The organism is Desulfosarcina sp. (assembly GCF_046496365.1).
Lineage (GTDB): Bacteria > Desulfobacterota > Desulfobacteria > Desulfobacterales > Desulfosarcinaceae > Desulfosarcina.
This window is the reverse complement of the sequence record NZ_JAWOHB010000100.1, coordinates 1-18,572: the sequence shown is the minus strand read 5'-3', so window position 1 is coordinate 18,572 and position 18,572 is coordinate 1. Positions and strand designations below refer to the sequence as shown.

Annotated in this window: 19 protein-coding genes and 1 pseudogene; 12 read left to right on the top strand and 8 right to left on the bottom strand. The window is 56.8% G+C overall.

Annotation, left to right across the window (positions count from 1 at the left end):
- Window positions 1-255 precede the first annotated feature (255 nt).
- Entirely contained in the window at window positions 256-627 is a 372-nt protein-coding gene (locus R6V78_RS08100; protein WP_410288836.1) for a hypothetical protein, read from the bottom strand.
- A 272-nt stretch (window positions 628-899) separates the two neighbouring features.
- On the opposite strand from R6V78_RS08100, the gene R6V78_RS08095 reads away from it, so the two are divergent.
- Window positions 900-1,103 carry an alpha/beta fold hydrolase gene (locus tag R6V78_RS08095; protein ID WP_410288835.1) on the top strand — a complete coding sequence of 68 codons (204 nt, stop codon included), beginning with the start codon at window positions 900-902 and terminating at the stop codon, window positions 1,101-1,103.
- Window positions 1,104-1,264: 161 nt separating this feature from the next.
- Here R6V78_RS08095 and R6V78_RS08090 read toward each other — a convergent pair whose 3' ends face one another.
- The 5 genes from R6V78_RS08090 to R6V78_RS08070 all read right to left on the bottom strand — a co-directional run bounded on the left by R6V78_RS08090 (window position 1,265) and on the right by R6V78_RS08070 (window position 5,498).
- Window positions 1,265-1,657 (bottom strand): OsmC family protein, encoded by a 393-nt coding sequence (locus R6V78_RS08090; protein WP_410288834.1) that lies wholly within the window; start codon window positions 1,655-1,657, stop codon window positions 1,265-1,267.
- A 3-nt stretch (window positions 1,658-1,660) separates the two neighbouring features.
- The gene (locus R6V78_RS08085; RefSeq protein ID WP_410288833.1) at window positions 1,661-2,695 is read right to left on the bottom strand and encodes a helix-turn-helix transcriptional regulator; all 1,035 of its coding nucleotides are present in this window, start codon (window positions 2,693-2,695) and stop codon (window positions 1,661-1,663) included.
- A gap of 61 nt (window positions 2,696-2,756) precedes the next feature.
- Window positions 2,757-3,761 carry an ARPP-1 family domain-containing protein gene (locus R6V78_RS08080; RefSeq protein ID WP_410288832.1) on the bottom strand — a complete coding sequence of 335 codons (1,005 nt, stop codon included), beginning with the start codon at window positions 3,759-3,761 and terminating at the stop codon, window positions 2,757-2,759.
- A gap of 203 nt (window positions 3,762-3,964) precedes the next feature.
- Entirely contained in the window at window positions 3,965-4,447 is a 483-nt protein-coding gene (locus R6V78_RS08075) for a thermonuclease family protein (protein ID WP_410288831.1), read from the bottom strand.
- Between the two features lie 4 nt (window positions 4,448-4,451).
- Complete coding sequence (locus R6V78_RS08070) at window positions 4,452-5,498, bottom strand: ring-cleaving dioxygenase (RefSeq protein ID WP_410288830.1); 1,047 nt, start codon at window positions 5,496-5,498, stop codon at window positions 4,452-4,454.
- A 249-nt stretch (window positions 5,499-5,747) separates the two neighbouring features.
- On the opposite strand from R6V78_RS08070, the gene mtnA reads away from it, so the two are divergent.
- The 9 genes from mtnA to R6V78_RS08025 all read left to right on the top strand — a co-directional run bounded on the left by mtnA (window position 5,748) and on the right by R6V78_RS08025 (window position 15,364).
- Complete coding sequence (gene mtnA / locus R6V78_RS08065) at window positions 5,748-6,848, top strand: S-methyl-5-thioribose-1-phosphate isomerase (protein WP_410288829.1); 1,101 nt, start codon at window positions 5,748-5,750, stop codon at window positions 6,846-6,848.
- A gap of 98 nt (window positions 6,849-6,946) precedes the next feature.
- Window positions 6,947-7,423, top strand: coding sequence for an Lrp/AsnC family transcriptional regulator (locus R6V78_RS08060; protein ID WP_410288828.1), 477 nt, complete (start codon window positions 6,947-6,949; stop codon window positions 7,421-7,423).
- A gap of 54 nt (window positions 7,424-7,477) precedes the next feature.
- On the top strand, window positions 7,478-8,824 hold the full coding sequence (locus R6V78_RS08055; RefSeq protein ID WP_410288827.1) for a B12-binding domain-containing radical SAM protein: 1,347 nt from the start codon (window positions 7,478-7,480) through the stop codon (window positions 8,822-8,824).
- A 198-nt stretch (window positions 8,825-9,022) separates the two neighbouring features.
- Window positions 9,023-9,952 (top strand): universal stress protein, encoded by a 930-nt coding sequence (locus R6V78_RS08050; protein WP_410288826.1) that lies wholly within the window; start codon window positions 9,023-9,025, stop codon window positions 9,950-9,952.
- A complete protein-coding gene (locus tag R6V78_RS08045; RefSeq protein WP_410288825.1) occupies window positions 9,949-11,019 on the top strand; it encodes a histone deacetylase in 1,071 nt (356 codons plus the stop codon). Before R6V78_RS08050 ends, R6V78_RS08045 begins: the two co-directional genes overlap by 4 nt.
- A 29-nt stretch (window positions 11,020-11,048) precedes the next feature.
- Window positions 11,049-11,396, top strand: coding sequence for a hypothetical protein (locus tag R6V78_RS08040; RefSeq protein WP_410288824.1), 348 nt, complete (start codon window positions 11,049-11,051; stop codon window positions 11,394-11,396).
- A 157-nt stretch (window positions 11,397-11,553) separates the two neighbouring features.
- Window positions 11,554-13,086 (top strand): hypothetical protein, encoded by a 1,533-nt coding sequence (locus R6V78_RS08035; RefSeq protein ID WP_410288823.1) that lies wholly within the window; start codon window positions 11,554-11,556, stop codon window positions 13,084-13,086.
- Window positions 13,087-13,272: 186 nt separating this feature from the next.
- Window positions 13,273-14,169: a hypothetical protein gene (locus tag R6V78_RS08030; protein ID WP_410288822.1), complete on the top strand. Its 897-nt coding sequence runs from the start codon at window positions 13,273-13,275 to the stop codon at window positions 14,167-14,169.
- A gap of 118 nt (window positions 14,170-14,287) precedes the next feature.
- Entirely contained in the window at window positions 14,288-15,364 is a 1,077-nt protein-coding gene (locus tag R6V78_RS08025) for an NAD(P)H-dependent flavin oxidoreductase (protein WP_410288821.1), read from the top strand.
- A gap of 92 nt (window positions 15,365-15,456) precedes the next feature.
- Here the strand turns inward: R6V78_RS08025 and R6V78_RS08020 are convergent, their stop codons facing one another.
- Complete coding sequence (locus R6V78_RS08020; protein WP_410288820.1) at window positions 15,457-15,708, bottom strand: hypothetical protein; 252 nt, start codon at window positions 15,706-15,708, stop codon at window positions 15,457-15,459.
- Between the two features lie 80 nt (window positions 15,709-15,788).
- Window positions 15,789-17,111 (bottom strand): cyclic 2,3-diphosphoglycerate synthase, encoded by a 1,323-nt coding sequence (locus R6V78_RS08015; RefSeq protein ID WP_410288819.1) that lies wholly within the window; start codon window positions 17,109-17,111, stop codon window positions 15,789-15,791.
- A gap of 186 nt (window positions 17,112-17,297) precedes the next feature.
- Between R6V78_RS08015 and R6V78_RS08010 the strand changes: the two genes are divergently transcribed.
- Both R6V78_RS08010 and R6V78_RS08005 read left to right on the top strand, forming a co-directional pair.
- Window positions 17,298-18,011, top strand: a complete 714-nt coding sequence (locus R6V78_RS08010; protein WP_410288818.1) for a FadR/GntR family transcriptional regulator — start codon at window positions 17,298-17,300, stop codon at window positions 18,009-18,011.
- 120 nt (window positions 18,012-18,131) lie between these two features.
- A pseudogene (locus R6V78_RS08005) lies at window positions 18,132-18,572 on the top strand (alanine dehydrogenase); the annotation flags it as partial.

Below are 18,572 nucleotides of genomic sequence, written 5' to 3'. Positions count from 1 at the left end.
CATCTCAGGTGACGGCATCCCCCCGGCCATAGAGATGATCTTCGGATCGTTGATCAGCGAGAGGAGTTTGCCAATGGAATACCCCTCGTAATCACGCATGTTGCGGGCAAAAAGTGTATTCCAGTCGACCATGGTAATTGCTCCTTTTGGATTTTTCAGCACCATCGCTCACTGCGTTTTCTTTTCCACCTCTTCCTTGGCCGCTTCTGCTTAATCGGTTAAACCATCAAAAAGGGTTATAGATGTGATAGTCCCTTACTGAATCCAAGTCAGGATTGCGGTCCCGAATACGACGCCAATAATTCCAAACAACCGGTTTGCCTGATCTGACAAGCTGTCAAAATACCAATCCAGCACCTGACCATAGATTTTCTTTGGATTGGTGAACGCAACGACTGCCTCAACAACAGCTAATATGCCGACTATCCTTAAAACCCAAGGATGGGTAGTTGCGGATGCAGATACCAGAAAGAGGAGTGCGTAGACCGCTGGGATGGCTGCCAGGTACTTGAGTTGGTAGGTATTGAAAAGGCCTTTCAGGACACTCACGGATTCCTTGGTGTAAAGGATCAGATAGGTACCAAAGACGATATGGCCGAAACCAAGCAGGTAGGCAATCACTTTCATAATCGCAGGCTCCTTTGGTAAATGGATGGTGGAAACGATCGGCGGGACATCCACACGTTCGCAAAGATTCCTATTCTTGTCAAGGGGTTGGTATGGCTTGACAACTGTCTAAATAAAGGATTAGTCTCAAATACCACACCTGATTTAAGCTTCATTCACTTTTAGTTCCGAAATTGAATCGTTGTTCCACTTGAGCCGGTCAGAGGATTATCGACAATACGAATCGATTCTCGGGGAATCAATCCAATTCTTGTGTCATTGCAGGAGGAAGAATGAAGGATATCGCATTCAGAGAAAAGGAATTGAAGCGTTGGGAGCGCATTTTTCCGGAGGGACAAACTATCCGGTTAAGTTCTGTGGGCCATTTTGCACAAGAAGAGGCGCCCGATGAACTTGCAGAAGCCGTTCTTCATTTTCTGAGAGGGACAGCCCTGGCAACAACGGCTTTCAGTCCGACTCGCTTTGCTCGTAACTGAAGCCGAGCGTATAGGCATTCCGACAATCTTTTTAGCGAATCTATGTACCCAGAGGTACCGGTTGACAGAGCACGTTTGGCTGCAAAGTGGTTAATAGCGGGTGCAAAAATCCCCGAGAAAGCGTAACGAGGCAGGGAAAAATTGTCCATGGCAGCCGGACGTCAAGTCATGATATGCGCGGTATAGTGGATTTCATCATAACCGGGCTTCACGTTCGGGTCGAGGCCCAAGAATCCACGCAGGTCTATGTCGCCTTGTGTTTCGATGCGGAGTTCCTCCAATTCGATTCCCTCCATGGCGCATCCGACGGCGTAACCGACGGTCATGCATGCATTGAGCGCAGCCATGAGCGTTTCCTGCGGATTGGCATGTGTATTTGTACCCCCCAGTTCAAGCGGTTCATCGGTGGCGATGGTAATATCCTTTTTAACGGACTGGCCGCCGATCCGATATTGGGAGGCAAGCCGTGAGCGGCATTGGGGATCAGAGGGGACGAACGGATATGGGGCGACAGCGAGTTTATTCAATATTTTCAGTTTACTGTCGTGAGTCATTCATCATGAGGCGATGTCCGGGACCTGATCGAAACGCACCATCTCTGACACATCCGCTTGCACGCCTTTGTAATGGTCCAGGGTCTGGTTCAAGCATCTCCACACTGAAACCTTGAGTTCAGCCGGCTCCACTACCACCGCCTCCGGCCCCATACCCAGCACCCACTGGCGGATCTCATCCAGCCCGGCCACCTTGAAACTGATCTCGATGCCCCCATCAATAAGCTTCTGGATGCGCTGGCTCTCGTGCCAGATCTTTTCACCAATATATCGAGCCCACGTGGGGCTGATCCGGACGGTCACCCCGTAAAGCTCAGCCTGCATCACCTTGAAACTGTGCCGGACATAATCGTCGAAGGAAAAATCCTCGCAGATTTTAAAACTGTCTTCAGAAACCCGGAGCATGCTGACCCGATCCACCACAAAGGTCCGGACTTCTTTGCGCAGGTGGCAGTTGCCGATCAGATAGATCGTGCCGTCGCAGAACCAGATCTTGTAGGGGTCGACCCTGCGGGTGGTGCGCTTGTCGCTGCGCAATGACCAGTAGCCGAACTCCACGGTTTTGCGGTCGGCAGCCGCGCGGTTGATCTGTCCGATGACCTCGTTGAAGCAGCTGTAGTCTTTGCAGGGGCCGCCGCCCATCTGATAGGCGGAGCGGACGCGATCCAGGTAGGCCAGCGTTTCAGAAGGGAGCATGCCGCGGATCTTATCCAAAAGGCTTTTCTGGGACTCCTGAAAAACGGTGCCTTTGAAGACATTGAACAGGTCACCCCCCAGGTGCAGGCAGAGCAGTTCGGTCAATGTGAAGGGCTCGGGAATCTTGAACCTATAATCGTCGATAAAACGCCAGCGGGTGACCTTGTCCGCTCTCTCCGTAAAGATCGGAAAACCGGCCAGCTGAAGATCGCCCAAGTCCCGGTAGGCGGTCCGCAGAGACACATCGCCCGCTTCCGCAATCTCGTTGGCCGTCAGGCCATACTTGCTGACCTCCAACTGCCTCAATATCCGCCACTGCCTGGAAAGCTGATCGCCCCTCATTTTTGCTCCTCACACCAAGACGCCGCGCCGCTTTTTGGTCTCACGCGAAGACGCCAAGCCGCTAAGAATTAAACATCCGTGACTGTCCGGACCGCCTGGCCGAATAACGCTGAAACCCAACGTGGTTCTTGCCTGACGCCTCTTCTTTCCGAAACGCTGACAAGTGCAGAACGGTTTCACCATCGGCAAGGGCTGTGCCGGCTGCAATCCTTGATTCAAAGGAGATGGTGGCGCCGACGCTGACCACCGGGTGGCGTTCTCCCTGGGCTTTTTTTATTGTTTCGACAAACGCCTCGGCCTTGCCGGGTTGGACCGATGGCACAGCCTTGGTCTTGTCTGCGCTTTCGATGGCGTCCATGGCGTAGCTGTTGATCAGTTTGCCGAAGAAGCGCTCGAACGTGTCGCTGCAGGCAAAGCACTCAAGACCGGTCACCATTCCGTCGATGGCAAACAGAGCCCCCACCTGCTGCTCGATGATATGAAAGTTGCCGCTGTAGTCGGACAGTTTTTCTTCAAATCGCTCGAACACATCGGACATGGCCATGGTGGGTGAACTGACATTCATGCGTTTGGATTTTTCGGCGATGTTGTTCCAGATCTGACCTTGATCGGTGCGATGGCCGGCACCGCGCGAAAGGCTTTCGCGCAGACAATACTGAACCTCCCTGCGAAGCGATGCATGCATGACCTTTTTGCCGGATGAAAATTTCTGGGAATCGTAGTGCCAGCGCTGCGCTTCGACGCAGCTTACCGGGATGGTCGTGGCCGTTTTCCCGGCAACCAGGAAGGATGCGTTGACGATGCGGTTCTGTTTGGCCCCTTTCAGTTCCTCACCCTCAATCAGCAGTATCGGTTGTTTGGCATTATTCCTTAGCTTCAACCGGTTGACGTTGCCCGACGCATCCACTTCCGTGACCACCAGCACCCCACTGTCGATGGCCTGTTCGAGCGTCAGGTAATACGGATCGGTGACACCGGCAACCATCACCGGGAACACGGTTAAATTATGGCCGACCTGCTTTTTCCCCAAGCGGCAATTCTGCAGAAACTGGACGACTGACTGCATGGTGTATCCCTCCACGTTTAGGTTTTCGTGGAGATTAACACCCCATTTTGTCAGATGAGGTCAATGATTTGAATATGATTTACCCAATCGACCAGGCAATTGCATTCAAAATCCCCGGTCTGTGGTCAATGGAGGCCGGCAGCATATCTGCAATCCGCAGCCCTGGCCCCGCCTTCCCTCTTTTCTGCCTGCCCTGGCTGCCGTTATTGATTTGAAAGCTGATCCTTGAATTCCCATGGCGGCACCAGGTCATAACCCGACCAGATACCGAGTTTAAGCATTCTGGCTTGGGTTTCAAATTTCTTCAAATCAGTGCAAACGTCGACTCTGCACTCACGCGGATTCACCCATGCGTAGCCATTGGCCACGATAACGGCATTGACGCTAATTGCTTTTCCTTCAAAAGAGATAATGGCAAGGGTCCAGCCAAAACCGTCAGTTCCCATAACCTTTATCACCACGGGTTTTTCATGAATCAACCGCCGCAAGAATCGAGTCGAAGCCACATTGCCATTCTGCCCTGCTTCAGGGGCGTCTATGCCATAGAGCCGGATGGCGACCCTTTCACCCTGCATGCCGACACTCAGCGTATCGCCATCATATACATCCAAAACCTTGGTGATTAGCGCGTAAGCGCAACTGGAATGGGTGAACAGGAAAACCAGAACCATTAGAATTCTTGCCATTGTATCACCTTTGCATATGTGACCTGCCCCCGGAACCGTGCAGGGCCGCAATGGTTTCGGCGCTGTCGGCAGTCGATGCAGGTGGTGCATCAAGGTGTTGGAACTCGGGTGGCTGCAGTGGCGGCAGGCGGGCCTCGATCTGGCTGCGCAGAGGCTCGTGCTGGCGCGGCAATTGCAGTGCCGTGCCCAGATCGCGGGGATCTTCATCCACGGCAAATCCAGGCGGGTCGGTGGCGATTTCAAAAAGCACCCCTCCGGGTTCATTGAAGTAGATGGACCGGAAGTATTTGCGGTCGCGCACGTCGGTGACGGCCATGCCTGCTTTCTGCAGCCGCTGCCGCCAGGCCAGCTGTTCGCGTTCATCCCGGGTTCGAAAGGCGATGTGGTGGACCGTGCCGCTGCCGGGCAAACCCCTGGGGGCCGACCGGTCCTCGAGGATGTCGAGTAAGTTGCCGGGCGCGCTGCGATCCTGCGTGGTGAAGCGGAAGCGCCGGTCCTCCCGACGGTCAAGTCTCATGCCCAGACCTTCAGCAATGATCGTTTGCGTGGCATCCATGCGATTCAGGAGCAGCGTGGCCGAATGGAATCCGGTGATGGCCGTCGGGGATTCACGTGCATCTGGGCCGGTGACCGCCCGCGGTGGGCTCGCGATCAGTTCCAGGGGCAGCCCGTGGGGATCGCTGAAGCAGATGACCGGATCGCCGAATCGTTCGACGGAATTGACGGTGACGCCGTTGTCAGCCAGACGGTGGCGCCAGTGATCCATGGACCGTTCGGGTACCGCAAAGGCGATGGCGGAGACCATGCCTGCCCCGGGCCTGCCCTGGGAAAGGTGTTCCCATGGAAAGAAAGTCAAAATGGTGCCGGGGTGCCCGCTTTCGTCTCCGTAGTAAAGGTGATAGGTGAAAGGATCGTCGAAGTTGACGGTCTTTTTAACCAGCCGCAAGCCCAGGACGCGGGTGTAGAAACGAAAATTTTCCGCTGCCGAGGAGGTTACGGCGGTGATATGGTGAATGCCGCTGACGGCTGTGGCTTGGCTATTGTGTGTCATGGTAACCAGCTCCATTTTTTGACGGGTCAATCAATTTCATGCGCTTTTAGTGGGTCTAAAGTAAGGCCATATGTCTTGATGTCAAGATATACGGCCGGGTGCGGACAGCTTTCGATCAACGGTTCGAACCGTCTTTCCGGGTTGGGTGATGATCCGCTTTCTTTTCATTGGCACGGATTTATGGTAATCAGGTGACCCGGGTATGCCACGGTTTTTTGATAAAAAAAGGCTTCTTTCTAAGGGGATTTTATGATTGTCGATGGTCAACAGGTCCGGCCTATTTGGCTGGACGAAGACCGGATCACCGTGAAGGTGATCGACCAGCGCCAGCTGCCCCACCGTTTTGTGGTGGCTGATCTGACCACCGTGGACCAGGTGATCCACGCCATTCGGGAGATGTATGTGCGTGGCGCCCCGCTCATCGGGGTTACCGGTGCATACGGGGTGATGACGGCAGCCATCAACGCGAAAAGGGCTTCGGACCGTCCGGGGTTCATCAGGCAGGCGTGTGAGCGGATCAAGGCCGCGCGTCCCACGGCGGTGAACCTGGTCTGGGGCGTGGATCGGGTGCTGAAAAAGGTGTTGACCGCTTACACAGCGGACGCATGCATCGACGCGGCCCGCAGGGAGGCCGCCGCCATCGCTGAGGAGGAGGCGGAGAACTGCCGCCGGATCGGCGTCCACGGCGCCGGCCTCATCCAAGCCATCAGCCGGGAAAAAAACGGGGGAACGGTCAATCTCCTGACCCACTGCAATGCCGGCTGGCTGGCCTGCATCGAGCACGGTACGGCCACCGCCCCGATTTACGAGGCTTTCAACCGCGGGGTGGATCTTCATGTGTGGGTGGATGAAACCCGGCCGTTGAACCAGGGCTCACGGTTGACTGCATGGGAACTGGGCAAGCACGGGGTGCCCCATACGGTGATTACAGACAACGCCGGCGGCCACCTGATGCAGCATGGCCGTGTGGACATGGTGATCGTGGGAACCGACCGCTCCACGCACACCGGAGACGTGGCCAACAAGATCGGCACCTACCTCAAGGCGCTGGCTGCCAGGGACAACGGCATTCCCTTTTACGTGGCCCTGCCATCCTCAACCTTTGATTGGACCATGCAGGACGGGGTAAAAGAGATTCCTATCGAAACGCGCAGCCCCGACGAAGTTCGCTATGTCCAGGGCCTGGCCGACGGTGGGCCTGCTCGGGTGCTGGTGCCCCCTGAATCAAGCCCGGCAGCGGATTTCGCCTTTGACGTCACCCCGGCCCGCCTGGTAACCGGCTTCATCACCGAAAGGGGGGTCTGCGGTGCCAGCCAAGCCGCGATTCATGCCTTGTTCCCCGAGTACTGATCAAGCGGTGGGATGGCGATTGCCCGGCTAAAGGCCCGCATCCCCCAGTCTTGACCTTATGCTTGACAACCAGCCGACAACCAGACATAAAATCGCCCATGCTGACTGACCTCGAAAAAAGAATCATTGCCGCCATCCAGGGGGATATCCCCATCGTATCCCGGCCATATCAGGCGCTGGCCGAAGCCATCGAGATCCCCGAAGCGACCTTTATCCAGACCCTTCAGACCCTTACGGAGCGGGGTGTCATCCGCCGTTTCGGAGCCACCTTACGCCACCAGAAATCCGGATTTCAGGCCAATGCCATGACCGCCTGGCTGGTGGCCGAGGAACGCATCGAAGCGGTTGGACAGATCATGGCCTCCTTTCGGGCTGTATCGCACTGTTACCGCCGCGATCCAGCCGATGGCTGGCCCTACAACCTGTATACCATGATCCACGGAAAAAATGAGGCCGAATGCCGCAACACGGCCCGCAAGATGTCCGAAAAATCCGGAGTGGGAACCTACCAGCTGCTCTTTAGCCGCCGGGAACTGAAAAAGATATCGATGACGTATTTTACGGATGCGATTTAAGCCCCCCACCAGAAACAGCATCTTGCGGCTCCCATCAAATCAACCGGTGTTCCCATGAAGCCGCGCGACGCACCCCACATTCTGCTGGTCAATCCATGGATTCACGATTTCGCCGCCTATGATTTCTGGGCCAAGCCGCTGGGGCTTCTGACCCTTGGAGGCATTTTACGAACGCAAGGGGCCCGGGTTACCTATCTTGACTGCCTGGACCGTTTTCACCCGTCCTGTGGTCCGGCTGCTTCACCGCCAGTCCGCTGTGGTCGGGGGCCATACTTGAAGACAGTTATCGCCAAGCCCCCGGGGATGGCTGACATCCCGCGCAATTTCTGCCGCTATGGCATTCCCCCCGATTGGTTCCGAAGCGATCTGCAGGCGCTTGACCCGCCGGATCTGGTGCTGGTCACCTCCCTGATGACCTATTGGTATCCGGGGGTGCGTGAAACGATTGAGGTTGTCCGATCTGTTTTTCCGAAGGCACCGCTGGTGCTGGGCGGTATTTACGCCACGTTATGCCCGGAGCATGCGGGCAGCACCTGTGGTGCGGACCGGGTGGTGGCCGGCCCGGGGGAGGGTGCCGTTTTGTCCCTCGTGGCGCAGTACACCGGCTGGTCGCCCCCGCCGTGCTTCGACCCACTGGACCTGGACAGCCTGCCGCGCCCGGTCCTGGACCTTGAGCACCGCCTGGTGCATGTGCCGCTGCTGACCTCTCGTGGGTGCCCGTTCCAGTGCGCCTATTGCGCCTCCCACCGCCTTCAGCCCCGGATGATGCGCCGCAGTCCCGCCTCAGTCGTGGACGAAATAGTCCACTGGCATAGGCATCACGGTGTCTGCGATTTCGCCTTTTACGATGACGCCCTGCTGGTCGATTCGGACCGCCACATCGCTCCCCTGCTGGAGGGCGTTGTCGCTGCGGGCATCAACGTCCGCTTCCACACCCCCAACGCCCTGCACGTCCGGGAGATCGACCGCCCCGTGGCCCGGCTGATGTTTCAAGCCGGCTTTCACACCATTCGACTCGGCCTGGAAACCACGGCATTTGATGGACGGCAGACGATGGATCGAAAGGTGACCGAAGCAGAATTCATCCGGACGGTGGGGTATCTCAAGGAGGCCGGGTTCAGGGCCGGCCAGGTTGGCGCCTACCTGCTGGCCGGCCTTCCGGGCCAGGAGCTCGCCGGAGTCGAGGCATCCATCACCGTCGTCAAACAGGCCGGCATCACCCCGGTGATCGCCCATTATACGCCCATTCCCCGCACGGCCATGTGGGCGGAAGCGGTGGCGGCATCCCGTTACGACCTTGCCTCGGACCCGATCTATTGCAATAACGCCATCTTCCCCTGTCGGAATGAGGCCTTCACCTGGGACGCGCTCACGCGGCTGAAGAACCTGGCCAGGGCCTGAACGAACATCGGCACGACTTCGTCTGCACCCGGTATGGATTGACACGGCTCAACCGACGGGCTGGATTCGACGTTCGATATTCAGATTGACAGGAACACCGCCTTTTTCTTACACTTCCAGGTAAAAAACGCGAACCGGCCAGCGGCGCCATTCCAATATGCCGGTATATCGCCGCGACTGTAAAAAAGGAATCCCATCATGCCGCTGAGCATTCACGCCATCGTCTGTGCGGTCGACTTCTCTCCGTTCAGTCCTCTGGTGGTCCGTCATGGCGTGGCCCTGGCACGGCGGGCCGGTGTGCGCCTCTACCTGATCCATGCGATTCACGACCCCCAGGACGGGGTGCACGCGACAGCAGTCTTCGAGCGGGGAGGAGATCTAGCCCATCTTACCGAGGATGCCCGGCAGCGAATTCAGGCTATGATGACCGATACCGCGGTGGACTGGGAGGCGGTGGTGCGCTTCGGGGACCCGGTGGAGCAGACCGCCGCCTTCGTCAACAACCTGCCGTCGAGCCTGGTGATTTCGGCCAGCCACGGGGTATCCGGCTTTCGGCGGCTTTTCATCGGCACTGTGGTGGAACGACTGACGCGTGCATTGAACCGTCCCATGTTGGTGGTCAAGCCATCGGATCATTCCGGCGACGCCCGCGTGGATGGTTTTTTATCGGCGGTGATCAGCTGCGACAGCCACAGGCACTGGCAGCAGTTGGGGTCGCTGCTGGCCCTGGTTCAACCCGCCCTGGGTTCACGCGTTCAACTGGTTCATGCCGTGGAAGGGCCCATGGACAAAACGGGGGTGGATGTCGATGCGGTATCCTACGGCCAGGTTCAGGAGGGGGTTCAGGAACAGCTGCGTCGGGGGATGCACCTGAAAGCGCGCCAGCTGTTTACACATGTCGATGAGATTGTTGTGACGGTCGCTCCCGGGGTTCCACAGGAGATGGTGCTGCGGATCGCCCGGGAAGAAACCACCGATCTGATCGTGGTGGGCGTACGTCGTTCCGGCAGGGTCGGGCGCTGGATTTCCGGCTCCACTACCGAAGCGCTGCTGCGTCTGGCACCCTGCTGTGTATTGACGGTGCCGGAGTACGTGGGATCAAAGCAAGCCGATGGGGTCCGACGATGACCGCCACCGGGGTGGTATGGGATCCGGTCTACCTGGAACATTTGACCGATGAAGGTCACCCGGATCATCCCCGTCGGCTCAAACCCCTCTATCAACGCCTGGAGGACCCGGCGGTGAGCAGCCGGTTGACCACCATCGCCCCGCCGATGGCCACAGACGCCGAGATTCTTCTGGCACACAGCCCTTCCTACCTGAAGCAGGTCAAGGCCACCGCGACCGTTGCCAACTGGGCCCTCAGCGCCGATACACTGACCTGTGAGCGCTCCTATCGGGTTGCGGCCATGGCTGCCGGTGGTACCATCGAGGCCATTCGGCAGGTGGTGGATGGAATCCTGGCGCATGCATTCGTGTTGGCTCGTCCGCCAGGCCACCATGCCGAGCGTACCCGGGCCATGGGCTACTGCATATTCAATAATGTGGCCATCGGGAGCCTGGTAGCCAGGAAAACCCTGGGGCTGGCGCGGGTGATGGTGGTGGATTGGGATCTTCACCATGGAAATGGCACCCAGCACATGTTCGAGCGGGATCCCTCCGTATTTTTCTTCTCTTCCCACCAGTTTCCCCACTACCCTGGAACCGGCCACTTCACCGAAACCGGGCTGGGGCCGGGGGAGGGGACGACCATGAACGTTCCCTTGGGCCGGGGTTGTGGTGACGGTGAATACGCCGCCATTTACCAGCGGCTGCTTGCCCCCGTGGTTCTGGAATTTAAACCGGAATTGATCCTGGTATCCGTCGGGTTCGACATTCACGCCGCCGACCCGCTGGGGGGAATGAAGGTGACCCCGACAGGATTTGCCGGCCTGACCCGCCTGATCCTCGATCTGGCCCGGCAGGTGTGCGCCGGCCGGGTGGTTTTTTGCCTGGAGGGCGGTTATCATGCCGATTCCCTGGCCGATTCAGCCCTGGCTATGATCGCTGAAATGACTGGTCAGACGTCGACCGATGTGGCTGCCCTGGCGGCGAATGCCGATGCGGGCCGGATCGACGCCATTTTAAGGCGCTGCATTCACACCCACCGCCGGTTCTGGAAAGCGCTTGATGGGAAGCTGTGCGGGCAGTATTGACCGTCGCAACCTGCCGGGGAGGAGGACCAATGAACAAAATCAGCATCATGGAAGCGTCCGTCCGTAAATGGGAGAGAATTATCGCCGGCAAGGGTTCCGACGGCGGCGTTCTAGACTGCCCCCCATGTCGCATATTCTACGTGCTTGTGTGTGTGGGCTGTCCCATTGCACGGTATACGGGGAAAAAGTTCTGCAAAGGATCGCCATATATCGAATGGTATTGGCACCAGAACGATGTTCACGGAAAAATGTTTCGTAAGGTTTACTGCCCGGAATGTGTGCGCCTGGCAAGCAACATGCGCGACTTCATGGCCGAGATTGTCGACCACCTCAAGGCGGAGCAGGCAGCGGAACAAAGCAAGGAACACCCGCGATGATCAAGGGGCTTGAACCGCAACAGCGAGCGCATTCCCCGTCGCTTGCGGCGGGGTTAGCGAGCGAATCTAAAATAGACCGTATTCCTTACGGTCGAAGATTCCTCGCCGCTTGCGGCGAGGTTCTTCAATTGCCGGCACGCGTTATGGACGGTATCCGGTGATGGGTTGGGTGGCCCTGGGCCTGACCGTCGAGACAGCGGTGTTTACCCTGGCGGGCGTCGTCTGGTTCATGTCCATGGGGTATACCCTCGCCGAAGCCGGTGCCGGGGCTGTCGTGACGGTTTTCATGGCCATTTCACTGGTCCATCAGTTGTCACTTTTCACCGGTTCCCCGCTGCCCGCTTTCATCCTGGAAACCACGGCCCTTGCGGCGATTTTTCTGTTGGGTCTCCGCCGTTTGCCCCGCCTGTTCCGTACGTTGGAATCCGCGGCTGGCGTGATGCGCCGGGAGAGGCTGGCGGGATTGACCATCGCGACCGCATGGACGGTGATGGCATCCCTGGTGGGATTGGGGTGGCTGTCTGCGGATCGATTCCCGGCTGCCCACCCATGGAACGCATTGGTGGGCACCTGGGCCAACGGCGGCATTTTACAACTGGTGGGCTCCGATCCGATCCTTCCGCTCAATGCTACGGCCCTGTTTTATCACACGGCCCGCTTCGGCCTGGAACCCAATGCCTGCGGTTTCGGCCTGCTGGCAAATATGGCAGTCGGCCTTTCCACCTATGCCCTGGCCCGCCGTTATTCCTGGCCACCCATGGCTCTGACCGTATCCTTGATGGTGCTGAGTATGCCCAGGCTGGTCCACCTTGCGATGCAGCCATCGGGGGAACTGGTATCCACGCTTGCGATTGTCTATTCCCTGGTGCTGGTCTACCGGCTTTTAGAGCAGCATCGGACCGCAGACCTGCGTTTTTTCATCCTTTGCATCCTGTTTTGCATTCATGCACATCCCATGAGTATTGCCCTGGCGCCGGTGATGGCAATTTTGCTGCTGGTCGTTATGATTCGCCGACACGGATGGCTGCTGTGGCGCGAACTGATTGCTGAAAAACCGTTTTTAACGGCGCTCATCCTTCTGCCGGCCCTTATTTTTTCGCAGATTCCCGTTTTCACGCTGAATCTGGCCCACGGCCACCCCCTTTTCGGGGCCGCCATTGCTTTTGATAACGATGGTATCCTCGGCGCCGCCGCCAACCTGATTCGTTATCTTTTCATCAGCGTCGATCCCACCCAACCGGTCCAGCAAATGCTGGTGTGGCTGGTGGGACTGGACTTGAAACGTCTGCTTTTGGGAGTCTATAGCGCTGTGGTGGCGCCGGTTTTCGGCCTCGCCGGTGTGCACGGTGCGTTTTTGCCTGTCTTTTCAGGCAGTGGGCGAATGGGTTTCGGCCCCTTGGCCCCGTTGCTGGTCCTGTCGGCGATGACCTACGCCCTGCTGCACGGCCCACGGCGGCTCAAGGCAGTGGGCGTGGCCTGGATGGGATACCTTTACCTGGCGGCGCTGGTGGTTGCCTGGGATCCCGACAGTCTGTCCGACCTGAGCCCGCTGTATGCGGCCAATGGGTTCATTGTCGCCTTTTATCTGCCTCCCTGGCGGCTTCGACGGCGGGGGATGCGGCTGCTGCAGACGGCCTTTGCCCTGCTGCTGTTCTGGGCAATCGCATACGGTGCGTTCTTGCGGGTTTGATCGATACGATTTGCTTAAGTGTTGAAAATCGGGCGGATGTGAATTACAAAAAGAATTTCTGACAGACGGCGTTCCTGCTGCAGGAAACGTCGATCGTGAACACCTCCTTTTTGTTCCGTTTACCCGCTCGTCTGCTGCCGGTCACATTTTGCATGGCCAGGAGATAAGGAGATTGATGTGGATTCAATGAACAAGACGCTTGCGACCGTTGCTGTTGTCTTCGCCCTGATCGTCGTCGGCCTGGCGACCTATTTTATGGTTAACAAGTGGCACCAAAAACAGATGGTCCTCGGCCGCCAGCAGGCCCAGAATGAATGCCTGGAGGTGATCCAAAAAATGGAGGCCGACCTGGACGAGATGCGCGCGCAACTGGAGGCCGAACGGCAGATGCGTCCCGGTGACGAATTCTTCCCCACGGTTTTCGGTACGCCGGCTCCCGGCCGTGAAGCCGATGCGCTGCCGGCCGACTGCGAAAAGGTGGCGGAGCAGGTGAATGCCTTTTTCATTTATCTGGACAGCCGGCCTTACCTGTCCAACCGTCTCATCGATGGTGCAGCTTTAGATTTCTTCCGGAAAAGTGCAGCGCTGCTCGTGGCTAATCCGCCGGCAAACATTGCCGAGATGAAGGATTTGTTCCGCCTGGTGAAGAATGTGACCCATTTTTACCGGGTGCTGGGCAAAGACCGCCTGACGCTGGCCAAGGATATTCTGGCATCCGAAGAACAGGTTCTGGAGCCTGCCATGGCTGTTTTCTACGCCCGGATCGTTGAGTGCGGCCAACCCTTGCCGGGTGACGCCCAGGCGATTTCTATCGAGCGGCTGTATGATTATGCCGGCTTCTTTCTCAATACCCTGGGGGGACGAAGCTATCTGCTGCGTCGGGAATCCAAGATGCGCATGCTGGTGAGTTACTATTCAATTTTAGTCGTCGACCGGGCCAATGATGAGAAGTTCAACCAATACGGCATCGACCTCCGGCCCTATATCGACTATCTATTCTATGATATTTCCAACCAGAAGGGACTGGCCTACCGGGAACGTTACCTCACCCGTCTGGCCGCCCTGCGGGATAAATACATGTAAAAAAATTGTAATACCCCGCTTTCCTGCTTGTGGCCAGTCCAGGTCCCGGATATGGATACAGCGTTGTTGTGCGATGTTTTATCAGACCCACTTTAAAAGGCGTGCGACGGTGTTATCCATGAAAATGCCTGAATTGAAAATCGGTCATCTGGTCAGTCGGCTTCCCATTATCCAGGGGGGCATGGGCGTGGGAATTTCCATGTCCGGCCTGGCCTCTGCGGTAGCCAATGCCGGCGGCATCGGCGTCATTGCCGGCGCCATGGCCGGCATTACCGAAAAGGATGCCGCCACCAACGGCCTTGAGGCCAACTGCCGGGCACTCACACGGGAGATCCGCCAAGCCAGGGAGAAGACCCGTGGAATCATCGGTGTCAACATAATGGTGGCCCTGACCCATTTTGCCGAAATGGTGAAAACCGCCATTGCCGAGAAAATCGACATCATTTTTGCAGGTGCCGGACTTCCCTTGGATCTGCCCGGTTTTCTGAGAAAAGGCGATCTGACGCGCTTGGTTCCCATTATTTCCTCGGGTCGGGCTGCAGCCCTGCTCTGCAAACGATGGTTCCAGCGCTACGGTTATCTGCCGGATGCATTCGTGGTGGAAGGTCCCAAAGCAGGCGGGCACCTGGGATTCAAAGCCGACCAGTTGGACGATCCTAGTTTCAGCCTGGAAAATCTGGTTGGCGAGGTGGTCGAACAGATGAAAAAGGTGGAGGCGGAACACGGCGTGCGCATACCCGTTATTGCCGCCGGTGGTGTTTACGACGGTGACGATATAAGGCGATTCATGGAAATGGGCGCCAGTGGGGTCCAGATGGGCACCCGCTTTGTGGCCACCTATGAGTGTGATGCGGACCCGGCCTTCAAACAGTCCTATGTGGACGCCAGAAAGGAAGACCTGATGGTGATCAAGAGTCCGGTGGGCCTTCCCGGCAGGGCGCTGAAAAATCAGTTTCTAATGGATGTTGCCGATGGGGTTCGACGTCCCTTTCGCTGCCCCTATCACTGCATCAAGACCTGTGATCCCGAAAAAAGTCCCTATTGCATCGGCTTGGCGCTGGCCTCAGCCAGGCGGGGGAATTTAAACAACGGGTTTGCCTTTGCCGGCGCCAATGCCTTCCGCGTGGACAAGATCGTTTCCGTCAAGGAACTGATGGTTTCACTGGAGGCCGGTTACGAGTTGGCAACGGCATAACCCAAGACAATAAAAAAACATAAACGCCCAGTGTCTCTACCCTAGAGACGCTGGGCTTTTTGTTTGCCGTGAAAATAATCGCGATCCGGTTGCTATCGGGCAAACCGGTACCAGTCGGTTTCCCTGAACCATCGATTGTAAATTGTTTCGAACCGACCGTCTGCCTTGATTTGAGCCAGGAACTGATTCAGAAATTTTAGTAAAAACCAGTCGAAACGTCTGAGCACATGCAGCAGGTGCAGTTTTGCGCCGAACCGGCTGGCCACGGTGGCCACATAAGGTGGAATGACCGCAGAAATGTCGGTCAGGGCAACGGGAAAGAGAATGTTCTGGAAATCGACCATAGGAGACTCCTTTCATTTAAAACCGTTCACATGCAAGCAGGTGCAAGAAACCTGCACCCGAGACCCAACCATGGATTCGTTCATGCAAAGTGCGCGGCGATGATGGACGCTAACGTTGGCTCCCCATGATCGTTGTACTCATAGCGGATACGGGTATGCGGGCGGCTAATTTTCAGCAGCCGGGAGAGGTCCACGGGGGTTGCCACGATCACCAGATCGCATTCGGTGGCGTTGATCGTGGCCTCCAGGTCCTTCATCTGCTGTTCGCCGTACCCCATGGCTGGCAGCAGCGGACCAATTTCAGGATAGGCCGCGAATGTCTCCTTCAGCCGACCTTTGAGAAACGGCCGTGGATCCACCAGTTCTGATGCACCAAAACGCTTGGCGGCGATCACGCCGGCGCCATAGGTCATGTTGCCATGGGTGAGGGTCGGGCCGTCTTCGACCACGAGCACCCGTTTGCCCTGGATTATGTCGGCATCATCGGGAATCAGTTCGGAGTCGGCCAGAACGATGCGGGCTGACGGATTATGGGTTTCGATGGCCATACGCACAGCCGCGACATTTTCCGGTGTGGCGCTGTCCACCTTGTTGATGATGGCTACATCGGCCATGAGCAGATTGGTTTCCCCCGGATGGTAGGCCGTTTCATGACCCGGCCGGTGCGGGTCGAGGAGGACAATGTGAAGATCCGGTTTGTAAAAGGGCGTGTCGTTGTTCCCGCCATCCCAAACGATGACATCGGCTTCTGTTTCGGCCTGGCGCAGAATTTTTTCATAGTCGACCCCGGCATAGGCCACCACGCCCATACGGATGTGGGGCTCATACTCTTCGCGCTCTTCGATGGTGCAATGATGGGTGTCCAGGTCTTCATATGATGAGAACCGCTGGACCACCTGTTGGGTCAGGTCGCCATAGGGCATGGGGTGACGGACCGCCACCACGGTTTTGCCCATCTTCTGTAGAATTTCGATCACCTTCCGGCTGGTCTGGGATTTACCGCAGCCGGTGCGGACTGCGCAGACAGACACGACCGGTTTGGTGGACGCGATCATGGTATAGGGGGCGCCGACAATGATAAAATCCGCACCAGCGGCCGTGGCAATGGCGGCTTTGTGCATGACCTCCGCATGGGTCACATCGCTGTAGGAAAAAGCCACCAGATCCACCCGATGGGCTTCGATCAGTTCGCGCAATTTTTTGTCGGAATGGATGGGAATCCCGTCTGGATAAAGGCTGCCGGCCAACTCAGGCGGATAACGACGACCATCGATGTCGGGTATCTGGGTGGCGGTGAATGCCACCACCTGATAGCGCCTGTTGTTCCTGAAGTAGACATTGAAGTTGTGAAAATCACGGCCGGCGGCGCCCATAATGATGACATTTTCGATTCGGTTGTTCATTGTCAGTGACCTCCTTATCATACAATCATATGATGATATATTTATTGGATTATTATTTGTCAACGTGATTTTTCTTTCTGGTATCCAGACCAGTCCTGCACCTTCGGGTTGACTTGATCGGGTGCTTACACATAATATCATTTTATAATTTGATATTTGTTCCCACGCCATCCATGAAAGGTTTTCGTGAAAAGCAAACCCTACCATCGTAAACTCTATCAGTATATTGTCGAAGAACTGGGCCAGCGAATCGTCCAGGGCCGCTACCAGGCCCCGGACGTGCTGCCCACAGAAGACCAGTTGTGCGCAGAGTTAAGTGTCAGCCGAGGGGTGCTGCGCGAGGCGACGAAAGTGTTGACCCAAAAAGGTCTCATCCAGACCCGCCCCCGGGTGGGCACCCAGGTGCTGCCACGCGACCGCTGGAATCTGTTTGACGCGGATGTGCTCCTTTGGCGGCTGCAGGTGGAAGACAAATTCACCTTTTTGAAGACCGTAACCGAGGTGCGTCGGATCATCGAATCGGAAGCGGCACGATTGGCTGCATCCCGTGCCGGTCAGGCGGAGGTGTCGAACATGAAGCTTTTGATGGAACAGATGATCAACATTTTAAGCGATGACACCAATTATGTCTATGAGAAATACCTGGATATTGATATTGCTTTTCACAATTCAATTTTAAAGGCGTGTCACAACGACCTGCTGTCCCAAATCAGCAGCACCATGCGTGAGGCGGTTCACCAGGCCCGAGAACATGATATCAATGATATCGATATTCAAAAGGAATCATTGCCGTTTCATGTGGCCATTGTCGATGGTATTTCCCGCAAAGATCCTGAGGCCGCCTACCGCGCGTCACAGCAAATGTTCGACGATGTGTGGCGATACATCACCGGCGACTGAAGCGTTAACCACCATTACGCGTAATTTTACTTTGGACTGGGTTGAAAATCAGTGGGTCACTCTTGGTGAAAGACCGTTGAAACCCACCTTTTCCTTAACCTGAACGGATCGGGAGGAACCATGATTGTCGGCATCTTAAAAGAGATCAAGACGGAAGAGAACCGGGTGTGCATGACCCCGGCGGGTGTGGAGGTGATGATCCACAACGGGCACACGGTGCTGGTGGAGAAAAACGCCGGTTCCGGCAGCGGCTTTAACGATGAAGCCTATCTTTCAGCAGGCGCTGAACGGGTGGTAACGCCCAAGGAGATCTACGACCGTGCCGACATGGTCATGCATGTCAAAGAGCCTTTGGCACCGGAATACGACTTGATCCGCGAAGGCCAGATCGTGTTCACCTACCTGCACCTGGCCGCCGACGAGACACAGACTGGGGCCTTGATCAAGAGGCGGTCGGTGAGCATTGCCTACGAGACGATCCAGAAGGCCGACGGCAGCCTGCCGCTGTTGACCCCCATGAGCGAAGTGGCCGGGCGCATGGCCATCCAGCAGGGGGCCAAA

Coding starts and splice junctions, on each gene's coding strand:
- R6V78_RS08100 (WP_410288836.1), bottom strand. CDS start 627: ATGAAAGTGATTGCCTACCTGCTTGGTTTCGGCCATATCGTCTTTGGT.
- R6V78_RS08095 (WP_410288835.1), top strand. CDS start 900: ATGAAGGATATCGCATTCAGAGAAAAGGAATTGAAGCGTTGGGAGCGC.
- R6V78_RS08090 (WP_410288834.1), bottom strand. CDS start 1,657: ATGACTCACGACAGTAAACTGAAAATATTGAATAAACTCGCTGTCGCC.
- R6V78_RS08085 (WP_410288833.1), bottom strand. CDS start 2,695: ATGAGGGGCGATCAGCTTTCCAGGCAGTGGCGGATATTGAGGCAGTTG.
- R6V78_RS08080 (WP_410288832.1), bottom strand. CDS start 3,761: ATGCAGTCAGTCGTCCAGTTTCTGCAGAATTGCCGCTTGGGGAAAAAG.
- R6V78_RS08075 (WP_410288831.1), bottom strand. CDS start 4,447: ATGGCAAGAATTCTAATGGTTCTGGTTTTCCTGTTCACCCATTCCAGT.
- R6V78_RS08070 (WP_410288830.1), bottom strand. CDS start 5,498: ATGACACACAATAGCCAAGCCACAGCCGTCAGCGGCATTCACCATATC.
- mtnA (WP_410288829.1), top strand. CDS start 5,748: ATGATTGTCGATGGTCAACAGGTCCGGCCTATTTGGCTGGACGAAGAC.
- R6V78_RS08060 (WP_410288828.1), top strand. CDS start 6,947: ATGCTGACTGACCTCGAAAAAAGAATCATTGCCGCCATCCAGGGGGAT.
- R6V78_RS08055 (WP_410288827.1), top strand. CDS start 7,478: ATGAAGCCGCGCGACGCACCCCACATTCTGCTGGTCAATCCATGGATT.
- R6V78_RS08050 (WP_410288826.1), top strand. CDS start 9,023: ATGCCGCTGAGCATTCACGCCATCGTCTGTGCGGTCGACTTCTCTCCG.
- R6V78_RS08045 (WP_410288825.1), top strand. CDS start 9,949: ATGACCGCCACCGGGGTGGTATGGGATCCGGTCTACCTGGAACATTTG.
- R6V78_RS08040 (WP_410288824.1), top strand. CDS start 11,049: ATGAACAAAATCAGCATCATGGAAGCGTCCGTCCGTAAATGGGAGAGA.
- R6V78_RS08030 (WP_410288822.1), top strand. CDS start 13,273: ATGAACAAGACGCTTGCGACCGTTGCTGTTGTCTTCGCCCTGATCGTC.
- R6V78_RS08025 (WP_410288821.1), top strand. CDS start 14,288: ATGAAAATGCCTGAATTGAAAATCGGTCATCTGGTCAGTCGGCTTCCC.
- R6V78_RS08020 (WP_410288820.1), bottom strand. CDS start 15,708: ATGGTCGATTTCCAGAACATTCTCTTTCCCGTTGCCCTGACCGACATT.
- R6V78_RS08015 (WP_410288819.1), bottom strand. CDS start 17,111: ATGAACAACCGAATCGAAAATGTCATCATTATGGGCGCCGCCGGCCGT.